Here is a 12,183-nt window from a genome sequence, read left to right on the forward strand (position 1 = left end):
CAACAGCGAGGCGGCCTACCGGCTGGCCTGATCTTTCAAGCGCACGCGTTCCCCCTGTGGGAGCGGGCTTGCTCGCGAAGCTGTTGATCTTGCCGTTGCCGTTGCCGTTGCCGTTGCCGTTGCCGTTGCCGTTGCCGTTGCCGTTGCCGTTGCTTTGCTTTGCTTTGCTTTGCTTTGCTTTGCTTTGCTTTGCTTTGCTTTGCTTTGCTTTGCTTTGCTTTGCTTTGCTTCGGCTTCAGATCTGCCGCCCCTTTCCCAGAGGCCGAGCGCAGGCGTTGCGCAGGGGGCAGCTCGGCATGGATGCCGAGCTAGCCGCGCCCGGCCATGGATGGCCGATCGCGGCGGGCCCCCGGAGCAATGCCGGAGTGAGGGCATGCCGAGCCTGGGCGAGGCACCGAATGGCGGGGCAAAAGCCCTTGGTTACTTGGGGCTCTTCCAAGTGACTCGCTGTAAAAGCGAAACCGTCAGCCGCCGTTACCGCAGAAACGGATATGTACCCCCAACCCCTCAGTGTTCACTGTCCCGCTTCTAAACCCCCAACCAGTCGCCCACCCCAAACAATTGGCTCACTTCCTGCAAGTCCCCTGTATATCGCCATAAAACCTTCACCCCAAAAAGCGTGAACGGCCCAGTGGCTGCGGGTAATTGATGTGCATCTGACGGTTCGCCGACCCTTGCGGGGGTTGCCGGGCCATGCGAAGAGCAAGAGGACAGCGATGAAGGCAGTAATTCTGGCGGGTGGTCTCGGTACGCGGATCAGCGAAGAGTCGCACCTCAAGCCCAAGCCAATGATCGAGATCGGCGGCAAGCCAATTCTTTGGCACATCATGAAACAGTACTCGGCCCACGGGATTCATGACTTCGTGATCTGCCTTGGCTACAAGGGCTACGCGATCAAGGACTTCTTCGCCAACTACTTCCTGCACACCTCCGACGTCACCTTCGACATGTGCAACAACCGCATGGACGTTCACCAGAACTACAGCGAGCCATGGCGCGTCACCCTGATCGACACGGGCGAAGACACCATGACCGGTGGCCGTCTGCGTCGCGCCGCGCGTTATCTGGAGGGCGAACAGGCGTTCTGCTTCACCTACGGCGACGGTGTCTCCGACCTCAATATTGGTGCCTTGGTGGACTTCCACCTGGCCCACGGCAAGCTGGCTACCGTGACCGCCGTGCAGCCGCCGGGACGTTACGGCGCCTTGGAACGCGACGGTGACAGCGTCAAAGGCTTCATCGAGAAACCGCGCGGTGACGGTGGCTGGATCAATGGCGGTTTCTTTGTGCTATCACCAAAAGTGCTGCCGTACATTGCCGACGATCAAACCTCCTGGGAAGCCGAGCCGCTGGCCGCATTGGCCAGCGAACAGCAGCTGCAAGCCTTCCAGCACGATGGCTTCTGGCACCCGATGGACACCCTGCGTGACAAGAATCACCTGGAGCATTTGTGGCAGAGCGGGGAGGCCCCATGGAAGCAATGGGACTGAGCCCGAAATTCTGGCGCGGCAAGCGGGTTCTGCTAACCGGCCATACCGGTTTCAAAGGCAGCTGGCTGACGTTGTGGCTGCAAAGCCTCGGTGCCGAGGTCAGCGGATTTTCGCTTGATCCGTCGACTGAACCGAGTCTGTTCGAACTGGCACGAGTCGCCGAAGGCATCAACGATCAACGCGGTGACTTGCGTGATCTCGGCGCCTTGCTGGAACTGATCGCGGAGACCCAACCGGAAATCGTCTTGCACCTGGCGGCACAGCCACTGGTGCGTGAAGGCTATCGCGATCCGCTGGGGACTTACTCCAGCAACGTCATGGGCACGCTTAATCTGCTTGAAGCGATTCGTCAGGTCGGCGGCGTGCGCGCCTGTGTGCTGGTGACCACTGACAAGGTCTACGCCAATCAGGAATGGCTGTGGCCATACCGTGAAAACGAAGCCCTCGGCGGACACGATCCTTACAGCAGCAGCAAGGCGTGCTGCGAATTGCTGGCGCAGTCTTACGCCGCTTCCTTCTTCCCGGCCGAGCGTTATGCCGAGCACGGTCTGGCCCTGGCCACTGCGCGTGCCGGCAATGTGCTGGGCGGTGGCGACTTTGCGCCTGAGCGCTTGATTCCCGATGTACTCAAGGCCTGGTCTGCGGATGAGCCGGTGACCCTGCGTTACCCGCAAGCCGTACGCCCATGGCAGCACGCCCTGGAGCCGCTGGCTGGTTACCTGCAACTGGCCGCCGGCCTCTACGAACACGGCCCGCAGTTCGCCGGCGCCTGGAACTTCGGTCCGAGCGAAGCGGACATGTGCAGCGTCGGCGAAGTCGTCGAACTGCTCGCCAACCGCTGGCCGCAATCACGTGGATTGCGCATCGAGCCGAGTGAATTGCATGAGGCCGGCCTGCTGCGCCTCGACAGCAGCCGTGCCCGGCAATTGTTGGCCTGGCAACCGCGCTGGTCGTTGCAGCAGTGCCTGACCCAGACCCTCGATTGGCACCTGGCCTGGCAAAACGGCGACGACATGCGTGAAGTGACGTTGGGCCAGTTGGACCTGTACCGAGGCGCGTTGTGAGCGAGTTTCTGTTGAAGGCGTTACCGCTGGCCGGTCTGTTCAGCGTGCAGCACAAACGCTTCGAAGATCAGCGCGGGCACTTCGCTCGCCTGTTTTGCGAAGGCAGCCTGAGTGCGTTCGGCCAACCCTTTCATATCCGTCAGATCAACCATTCCTGCACCCGCGAACGGGGCAGTGTGCGCGGTCTGCATTACCAGAACGCCAACGCGCCGGAAGCCAAGTTGATCACCTGCCTGCGCGGTGAAGTCTGGGACGTGGCAGTGGACTTGCGGCCGGACTCCAAGACTTTCCTGCACTGGCACGCCGAACACCTGCGTGCCGGTGACGGTCGCGGTTTGTTGATCCCGGCCGGGTTCGCCCACGGCTTCCAGACCCTGACCGACGACGCCGAGTTGCTTTACCTGCACAGCGCCGACTACGCGCCGGAGCACGAGGGCGGTTTGTCGGTGAACGATCCGCGGCTGGCGATTGCCTGGCCGATGCCTGTCAATAATCTGTCAGCCAGGGATTCCAGCCATCCCTTGCTCGATGAACACTTCGCTGGAGTGTGTTTATGAATTGCCGTGGTTGCGCAACGCCCTTGGCGTTGCCGCTGATTGATCTGGGCACGTCGCCGCCGTCCAACGCCTACGTGCGCGCCGACCAGCTGGAACAAGCCGAGCAATGGGTGCCGCTGAAGGTTGCGGTGTGTCAGCAGTGCTGGCTGGTGCAGACCGAGGATTACACCCGTGCCGACAGTTTGTTCGACGCCGAGTACGCCTATTTCAGTTCGTTCTCCAGCACGTGGCTGGCCCACGCCGATCAGTACGTGGCCGAGATGGTCGAGCGCTTCGGCCTGACGGCTGACAGCCGCGTGGTGGAAATCGCCGCCAACGACGGTTACCTGTTGCAGTACGTGGCCGGGCGCGGCATCCCTTGCCTGGGTGTCGAACCGACCCGCAGCACCGCGCAAGCGGCGCGGGAAAAAGGCCTGGAGATTCGCGAGCTTTTCTTCGGTCACGAAACCGCGCTACAGCTGAAAAACGAAGGCTGGGCGGCCGACCTCATGGCCGCCAACAACGTGCTGGCGCACGTCCCGGACATCAATGATTTCCTCGGTGGCTTTGCGACCCTGCTCAAGCCGACGGGCGTGGCGACGTTCGAGTTTCCGCAGTTGCTGACGCTGATGGCCGGGCAGCAATTCGACACGCTCTATCACGAACACTATTCCTACCTGTCCCTGACTGCCGTGCAGACCTTGTGCGAGCGCAACGGCCTGGAAGTGTTCGACGTCAGTCAGCTGTCGACCCATGGCGGTTCGCTGCGGGTATTCGTGCAGCGCGCCGACGGTGATCGCCGTGAAGTGCTGCCAGCGGTACAACAGCAATTGCAGGCCGAACTCGATGCGGGTGTGAAAACGGCTCAGTACTACGCGACGCTTGCGCCGGCAGCGGAGCGAATCAAACACGAACTGCTGCGCTTCCTGTTGCAAGCCAAAGCCGATGGCAAGCGTGTAGTCGGTTATGGCGCAGCGGCCAAGGGCAACACCTTGCTTAACTACGCCGGGGTCAAACCCGACCTGCTGGCCTGGGTCGCCGATGCCAACCCGCACAAGCAAGGAAAGTTCTTGCCGGGTAGCCGCATTCCGATTGTGTCGCCGGCGCAGATCGACCTCGATAAGCCGGATTACGTGCTGGTCCTGCCGTGGAATTTGCTGCATGAAGTCAGTCAGCAGCTGGCTCAGGTGCGTCAGTGGGGTGGCCGTTTCGTGATCGCCGTGCCTGAGTTGACCGTCCTGTGAAAGTACTCGTGACCGGTGCCACCGGGTTTGTCGGCCGCCATTTGGTCGAAGCCTTGCTCGCCCGTGGCTGCGAAGTCCGGGCCGTGGCGCGCAACGCCGAGACCGCCGCGAGCATGCCGTGGATCAATACCGTGGAATTCGTCGCGGCGGATATTCACGCCGAAGAACTGGACGTCACTGCGCTGACTGATGGCATCGACGTCTTGGCGCATCTCGCCTGGCCGGGTTTGCCGAACTATCAGGCGCTGTTCCATTTCGAGCACAACCTGATGGCCGACTACCGGTTCATCAAGGGCGCGGTCGAGGCGGGCGTGTCGCAGGTGCTGGTCACCGGAACCTGTTTCGAATACGGCCTGCAGAGCGGGCCGCTGAGCGAGCAGACCGAGCCGCAGCCGAGCAACCCTTACGGCCTGGCAAAAAACACCCTGCGATTGTTCCTCGAAAACTTGCAGCGCGTGCAGCCCTTCACCCTGCAATGGGCGCGTCTGTTCTACCTGCATGGCGATGGCCAGAACCCCAACAGCCTGCTGGCGGCGCTGGATCGGGCGATCGAGGCCGGGGACGCGACGTTCAATATGTCCGCCGGCGAACAGCTGCGCGATTACTTGCCCGTCGCTACCGCCGCCGACTACCTGGCGGCGATTGTGCAGCGACCGCAATTCAACGGCGTGGTCAATTGTTCCAGCGGCCAGCCGATATCGGTGAGAGCGCTGGTGGAACAACGACTGCGTGAACGCGGCGCCTCGATCAGTTTGAATCTCGGACACTACCCATACCCGACCCACGAACCGATGGCGTTCTGGGGCGTGGCGGACCGCTTGCAACAGCTACTGGGAGCAGAGCATGAGGCATGAGTTGTATCGGGTCGCCGACCTGCCGGTATTGCAAAATCGTACCTTCGCCGACCCACAGTCCGCCAAGGCTTCGGCCAGCGCCGACATGGTGTTGGTGCAGGACGAAAAGAGCGGGTTGATCTTCAACCAGGCTTTCGATGCCGACAAACTCAGCTATGACGCCGACTACCAGAACGAACAGGCCCATTCCGGCCAGTTCCAGAAACACCTGAGCGATGTCGAAGGGATCATTGCCCGTCATTTCAAAGGGCAGGAACTGATCGAAGTCGGCTGCGGCAAAGGTTATTTCCTGGAGTTGCTCAAAGGCCTGGGCTACGCCATTACCGGCATCGACCCGGCCTATGAAGGCGACAACGCCGATGTGATCAAGGCGCCGTTCACCCGTGGCCTCGGGCTGGCAGCGGACGCCATCGTGTTGCGCCATGTGCTGGAGCACATTCAGGACCCGGTGAGTTTTCTGGCCGAGATGGCCGAGGCCAACCAGGGGGGGCAGATCTACATCGAGGTGCCGTGCTTCGACTGGATTCTCGAACACCGCGCCTGGTTCGACCTGTTCTACGAGCACGTCAATTATTTCCGCCTCGATGACCTGCGCCGGATGTTCGGCACGGTGCATGAGGCCGGTCACCTGTTCGGTGGCCAATACCTGTACATCGTCGCTGACCTGGCGACATTGCGCCTGACGCCGGAGCAACCGGTGCCGCGCCAAGACCTGCCCGCGAACTTCACCGGCAGCCTTGAACGCGCGGTGCAGATCATCAAGGCGAACCCGGAGCAAGGTTCGGCAATCTGGGGCGCGTCGTCCAAAGGCGTGATTTATTCGCTGTTCCTGCAACGGGCCGGGGTGGCGGTGGATCGCGTGGTGGATATCAACCCGGCCAAACAGGGCCGTTACTTGCCCCTGAGCGGCGTGCGGGTGTCCTCGCCCCAAGAGGCCATGGATGCCTTGCCCGAGGGCGCCAATCTGTTTGTGATGAACTCCAACTACCTCGAAGAAATCAAGCGGATGACCGGTGGACGCTACGTCTATCACGCCGTAGACAGCGCTTCGTTCCAGTGACTATTGAGATTCTAAAAAAATGACCGACACCACCATCAATAAAGCCTTCGAAGCCGAATGCCAGGCAGAAATCGCGCGTCAGGGCGACGACCAGAAACTCACCGGTCTGGCCCAGGATTTCTTCAATCAATCGGCCAGGCACAAGTACAGCTATCACTTCTCGTGGATGGGCCGTCCGATCATCCAGCTGCCGCAAGACATGATGGCGATGCAGGAGATCATCTGGCAGGTCAAGCCGGACCTGGTGATCGAATGCGGCATCGCCCACGGCGGTTCGATCATCTACTACGCGTCCTTGCTGGAGCTGCAAGGCCACGGTGAAGTGCTGGGCATCGACCTGGACATTCGCCCGCACAACCGCGAAGCCATCGAAAGCCACCCGATGAGCAAGCGCATCAAAATGATCGAAGGTTCGAGCATCGACGCGGCCATCGCCGAGCAAGTGCGCGCTGCGGCCGAAGGCAAGAAAGTCATCCTGGTTCTGGACTCCAACCACACCCACGATCACGTGCTGGAAGAGCTGCGTCTCTACGCACCATTGGTCTCGGTCGACAGCTATTGCGTGGTCATGGACACCGTGGTTGAAGACATGCCGGCCGATTTCTTCCCTGATCGTCCATGGGGCCCGGGCGACAACCCGAAGACCGCTGTGTGGAAGTACCTGGAAGAAAACGCTGACTTCGAGATCGACCGTCAGTTGCAGAACAAGCTGTTGATCACCGTGGCGCCGGACGGCTACCTGCGTCGCGTTCGTTAATCATTATTGAATGTAGGTTCTCGGCGCTTGGCCGGTTGTGGGGATAGAAATATGCACGTTCAAAACACTGCTCGAAACGATGTGGCTCCGCTGAATGAACGCTTGACGGTGGTGGTGATATCCCACAACCGCAACGCCTATTTGCGGCGCACCTTGCAGTATTACAGCAGCTATCCCTGCACGATTCTGGTTCTGGATTCTTCGCTGAAGATCGACGAGAACATCGCCCGCGATTACCCGATGGTCGATTACCGGCACCTGCCGCAGTTCACCTACACCGGGTTGCAGGAAAAACTCGCCTACGGCGTGAATCAGGTAACCACGCCGTACATGGTGCTGGCGGCCGATGACGATTTCCTGCTGCACGATGCGATCACCGAGTCGCTGGAATTCCTGGAAGACAACGCCGACTACGGCATGTGCCACGGCTACGGAATCATGTACCTGGCCCGCGCCACGGAAGTGAATTACTTCCGCCGCGACCGCAAGGGTCCGGAAGATTATTGCGCGGATCAGGTCGAGGATCGCCTGATGCAATTCATGGGGCATTTCCTGCCGCCGTTCTACGCGGTCAGCCGCACCGCGTTGCTGCAAGACTGGCATAACGCGCTGCTGCCGGGCACCAGCTTCGAGTGGCAGGAAATCGGGCATGCCTATTACATGCTGGCGCGGGCCAAGGCGCGGATTTTGCCGATCCCGTTCGCCGTGCGGGAAATCCCCTACGGTGCCTCGGAACACAACACCAACGTATTGACGGTGTTGACGCTCAAGGACGCCAAAACCGTTGCTGACCGCGAGCGCTTTGCCGAGTTTCTGGCCTCGCTGCCGACCGGTCTGAGCCACAAGACACCGGCCGAGGGCAAACAGATTGCCCTGGACAGTTTCGCCACCATGGCCGACTGCCTGAATAACTTGCGTTCGCTGAAGGGGACGCTGATTTTCACGTCGTCCTGGCTCGAGGCCGGCAAAGAGCCGGTGCGTACGTTCAACACCGAACAGTTTGTCGAGATGCCGTTCTACAACCAGCCGGTTTTCGATCTGCTGACCGAGTTCGAATTCCTTCTGCACACCATGCCGGCCGGTAAATTGCAGTTGCAGGAGCTGGAAGGCATTTTGCTCAAGCAGCATGAGTTGATGCGCGTTCATTCCAACGATAACGAGCGCACTCTGCGAGCTCGTTTGTGGGAAGCCCTGTCGCTCTATGCCTTCAACCGCACCGTCGTTGCGTGTCTGGCGGAGTCATTGAAGGGCACCGAAGACGCCGAAGAGGGCGTCAAACTGCAGGCCTGGGTCGAACGCCTGGCGTCGGTGCCGGCACAGGACGAACAGTCGTTGTTCGAGAACATGCCGTCCGGGCGCCTGCTGAACTGGCTCGAAGCGCGCAACCCGGATGCCAACCAGTTGAAGGCGATCAGTGCGCACTTGGCCAATCACAACGGCGGTCCACAATTCGGCATCATGCTGCTGGACCTGGACGCTGACATGGTCAAGTTGCAGGCCACCTTCGACAGCCTGGTCAGCGGCCACTGCAAGGCGTTCAAGTTGGTGGTGTTCACCACCGGCGATTTGCCGGCGACCACCACGCCGCGCGACACGGTGCACTTCGTCAAAGTCACTGCCACCAATTACGTCGAACGCATCAACCAGAGTGTGACCCAGTCCACCAGCGACTGGCTGGTGCTGGCTGAGGCCGGTGATCAGTTCACCGCCAGCGGCCTGCTGCGCGCCAGCCTCGAGTTGCAAGGCGCCGACGGCGTGCGTGCCGTGGCCATGGACGAAATCCAGCGTCAGGAAAACGGTTCCCTGCAGGATGTGTTCCGTCCGGGCGTCAACCTCGATCTGCTGCAAACCGTGCCGTCGTTGATGGCGCGGCACTGGCTGATCCAGCGTGATGTATTGGTTGGGGCCGGTGGCTACTCGGCCGACTACATGACTGCACTGGAATTCGATCTGTTGCTGCGTCTGATCGAAGACGGTGGGCTGGGTGGCCTGGCGCATCTGGCCGAACCGCTGTTGATCTGCAACGCGTCGTCTGCCGAGGCAAACCCTCATGAACGTCAGACCCTCACACGTCATCTGACAACCCGCGGCTATCGCGGTCAGGTCAGTTCCGAGCTGCCGCAAACCTGGCAGATCGACTACCAGCACGCCGAACGGCCGAAGGTGTCGATCATCCTGCACAGCCAGGACAATCTGGAGAAACTGCAACGCGCCGTCGTCAGCGTGCTGCAACGCACCCGTTATCAGCAGCACGAAATTCTGATCGCCGATAACCACAGCCAATCCGAAGAACTGGCGACCTGGCTGGCCAGCCTGGAAGGCAAGGGCGATCGCCTGCGCGTCCTGCGTACCGACGAGCGCCTGAGCACCTCGGCGCTGCATAACTTTGCAGTGCGTGAGGCCAAGGGCGTCTACGTGGTGCTGATGTCGGCCGAAGCCGAAGTGGTCAACGCCAACTGGCTCGACAGCCTGCTGAACCAGGCCCAGCGTCCGGAAGTCGGGATTGTCGGCGCCAAGCTGATGAACATTCGTGGCATCACCACTCAAGCCGGTCTGGTGCTTGGCTTCAACGGCGTGGTGGGCTCGGTGTTTATCGATGAGCGCAAAGATGCCAAGGGCTACATGAACGGTCACCAGGTGGAGCAGAACTACTCAGCGGTGTCCGGGGCTTGCATGATGGTCCGCAAAGACCTTTATGAAGCCGTCGGCGGTCTCGACGAAGAGCATTTCGACGAAGCCTACGGTGACATCGATCTGTGCCTCAAAGCCGCCGACGCCGGTTACCTGATTGTCTGGTGCCCTCAGGCGCAACTGCTGCACCCGGGCCTGCTGCCCGACTCGCCGCAGACGGCTGCGGCCCTGCAAGACAAGTGGCAAGCGCGCTTCACCCAAGATTCGGCTTACAACCAAAACCTGGCCTTGACTGGCAAGGGCTTTACCCTCGGCGACGCGTCCAGTGTGAACTGGGCGCAGTTGCTTGCTTAAGCCTGGCTGACAGGTAAAAGGACTCAAGGCATGTTCAACGGTAAATCGATTTTCATTTCTGGAGGCACCGGCTCATTCGGACGCAACTTCATCCGTCGGCTGCTGGAGCAGTACCAGCCAAAACGCGTGGTTGTGTTCTCCCGTGATGAGCTCAAGCAGTACGAGATGCAGCAAACGTTCAATGCGCCGTGCATGCGTTACTTCCTGGGGGATGTGCGCGATGCCGAGCGCTTGCGTCAGGCCATGCGTGGTATCGACTACGTGGTGCACGCGGCGGCGCTGAAACAAGTACCGGCGGCAGAGTACAACCCCACTGAATGCATCCGCACCAACGTCAATGGTGCGGAAAACATCATCGCCGCGGCCATCGACAACGGGGTGAAAAAAGTCGTCGCACTGTCCACCGACAAGGCCGCCAGCCCGATCAATCTGTACGGCGCGACCAAGCTGCTGTCGGACAAGCTGTTCGTGGCGGCGAACAACATCGCCGGTGAACAGCAGACCCGGTTCTCTGTGGTCCGCTATGGCAACGTGGCCGGCTCACGGGGGTCGGTGGTGCCGTTTTTCAGCAAGCTGATTGCCGAGGGTGCGAACGAGTTGCCGATCACCGATGAGCGCATGACGCGCTTCTGGATCACCCTGGATCACGGTGTGCAGTTCGTGCTCGACAGTTTCGCCCGCATGCACGGCGGGGAAGTATTCGTGCCGAAGATCCCGTCGATCCGCATTGTCGATCTGGCGTTGGGCATGGCTGAACATTTACCGCACAAGAACGTCGGGATTCGTCCGGGCGAAAAACTGCATGAGTTGATGGTGCCGCTGGACGACGCGCGCATGACCCTGGAGTTTGCCGATCATTACACGATTCAACCGTCGATCCGCTTCACCAGCGTCGACGTGGATTTCGCCGTGGACAACCTGGGCGAGCAGGGTCGGCCTGTGAGCGAAGATTTCGAGTACCGCTCGGACACCAACCCACAGTTCCTTTCCGTCGGCCAGATCGCTGACCTGCATGCTGGGCTCTCGGCATGATTCCCTATGGTCGGCAAAGCCTTGATCAGGCGGATATCGATGCGGTGGTCGCCGTGTTGCAGTCTGACTGGTTGACTCAAGGACCGACCATCGAGCGTTTCGAACAGGCCATGGCGGAGCGTAGCCAGGCCGATTTCGCTGTTGCGGTGTGCAATGCCACGGCGGCGTTGCACATTGCCTGTCTCGCTGCCGGTCTCGGGCCGGGCGACCGCTTGTGGACCACCCCAAACACCTTTTTGGCCTCGGCCAACTGCGGTCGTTATTGTGGCGCCGATGTGGACTTCGTCGACATCGATCCGCTGACCTGGAACCTCGATGCGCATACCCTGGCGTCGAAGCTTGAACAGGCTGAGCGCGACGGCTCCCTGCCCAAGGTACTGGTGGCCGTGGCGTTTTCCGGCCAGAGCTGCGACATGCGCATGATTGCCGAACTGGCGGAACGATATGGTTTTACGGTGATCGAGGACGCCTCCCACGCCGTAGGTGCGTCCTATGCCGGACGGCCGGTGGGCTGTGGTGCGTTCGCAGCGATGACGGTGTTCAGTTTTCACCCGGTGAAGATCATCACCAGCGCCGAGGGCGGTATGGTCCTGACTAACCGCCCGGAACTGGCCGAGCGCTTGCAGCGCCTGCGCAGCCACGGCATGACCCGCGATCCTGAGCAAATGACCGAATCCAGCCATGGACCCTGGTACTACCAGCAAGTGGAACTGGGCTTCAACTACCGGATCACCGATCTGCAAGCGGCCCTGGGTTTGTCACAATTGAACAAGCTCGACGGCTTTATTGCGCGTCGCCGGGAACTGGCGGCACGCTATGACCGGTTGCTGGCGTACTTGCCGCTGACGTTGCCTGGCGCGCAACCAGAGGCCGAGTCGGCGTGGCATCTGTATGTGGTGCGGTTGCAGACGGATCGGATCAACCTCAGCCATCGTCAGGTGTTCGAAGGCTTGCGGGCCGCTGGTGTCGGTGTGAACCTGCACTACATTCCAGTGCATTTGCAGCCGTACTATCGTGAGCTGGGTTTTGCCGACGGCGATTTCCCCCAAGCGGAACGTTACTACGCCGAGGCTATCAGCTTGCCGCTGTTTCCTTTGCTCGGCGATGAACAACAGGACTACGTGGTCGAGCAACTGCGACGACTGGTCCTTGAGGAGTAGT

Annotated in this window: 10 protein-coding genes; all 10 read left to right on the forward strand. The window is 60.6% G+C overall.

The window, feature by feature from the left end:
* The first annotated feature begins 716 nt into the window (after positions 1–716).
* Genes rfbF through pseC form a run of 10 tightly spaced genes read left to right on the forward strand, consistent with a single transcriptional unit; the run spans position 717 to position 12,182 of the window.
* Complete coding sequence (gene rfbF / locus ACA055_RS07585; RefSeq protein WP_497683067.1) at positions 717–1,490, forward strand: glucose-1-phosphate cytidylyltransferase; 774 nt, start codon at positions 717–719, stop codon at positions 1,488–1,490.
* Positions 1,472–2,554, forward strand: a complete 1,083-nt coding sequence (rfbG, locus tag ACA055_RS07590) for a CDP-glucose 4,6-dehydratase (RefSeq protein ID WP_497683068.1) — start codon at positions 1,472–1,474, stop codon at positions 2,552–2,554. Before rfbF ends, rfbG begins: the two co-directional genes overlap by 19 nt.
* Positions 2,551–3,111 (forward strand): dTDP-4-dehydrorhamnose 3,5-epimerase family protein, encoded by a 561-nt coding sequence (locus ACA055_RS07595; RefSeq protein WP_497683069.1) that lies wholly within the window; start codon positions 2,551–2,553, stop codon positions 3,109–3,111. Before rfbG ends, ACA055_RS07595 begins: the two co-directional genes overlap by 4 nt.
* Positions 3,108–4,334: a methyltransferase domain-containing protein gene (locus ACA055_RS07600; RefSeq protein WP_497683070.1), complete on the forward strand. Its 1,227-nt coding sequence runs from the start codon at positions 3,108–3,110 to the stop codon at positions 4,332–4,334. Before ACA055_RS07595 ends, ACA055_RS07600 begins: the two co-directional genes overlap by 4 nt.
* The gene (locus ACA055_RS07605; RefSeq protein WP_497683071.1) at positions 4,331–5,188 is read left to right on the forward strand and encodes an NAD-dependent epimerase/dehydratase family protein; all 858 of its coding nucleotides are present in this window, start codon (positions 4,331–4,333) and stop codon (positions 5,186–5,188) included. The genes ACA055_RS07600 and ACA055_RS07605 overlap by 4 nt, the downstream gene beginning before the upstream one ends.
* Positions 5,178–6,248 (forward strand): class I SAM-dependent methyltransferase, encoded by a 1,071-nt coding sequence (locus ACA055_RS07610; protein ID WP_497683072.1) that lies wholly within the window; start codon positions 5,178–5,180, stop codon positions 6,246–6,248. Before ACA055_RS07605 ends, ACA055_RS07610 begins: the two co-directional genes overlap by 11 nt.
* A gap of 19 nt (positions 6,249–6,267) precedes the next feature.
* Positions 6,268–7,005, forward strand: coding sequence for a cephalosporin hydroxylase family protein (locus ACA055_RS07615; protein WP_497683073.1), 738 nt, complete (start codon positions 6,268–6,270; stop codon positions 7,003–7,005).
* 51 nt (positions 7,006–7,056) lie between these two features.
* Positions 7,057–9,990: a TIGR00180 family glycosyltransferase gene (locus ACA055_RS07620; RefSeq protein WP_497683074.1), complete on the forward strand. Its 2,934-nt coding sequence runs from the start codon at positions 7,057–7,059 to the stop codon at positions 9,988–9,990.
* Positions 9,991–10,020: 30 nt separating this feature from the next.
* Positions 10,021–11,022 carry a UDP-N-acetylglucosamine 4,6-dehydratase (inverting) gene (gene pseB, locus ACA055_RS07625; protein ID WP_497683075.1) on the forward strand — a complete coding sequence of 334 codons (1,002 nt, stop codon included), beginning with the start codon at positions 10,021–10,023 and terminating at the stop codon, positions 11,020–11,022.
* Positions 11,019–12,182: a UDP-4-amino-4,6-dideoxy-N-acetyl-beta-L-altrosamine transaminase gene (gene pseC, locus ACA055_RS07630; RefSeq protein WP_497683076.1), complete on the forward strand. Its 1,164-nt coding sequence runs from the start codon at positions 11,019–11,021 to the stop codon at positions 12,180–12,182. Before pseB ends, pseC begins: the two co-directional genes overlap by 4 nt.
* Position 12,183: the final 1 nt, after the last annotated feature.

Source organism: Pseudomonas sp. LBUM1657 (assembly GCF_059716075.1).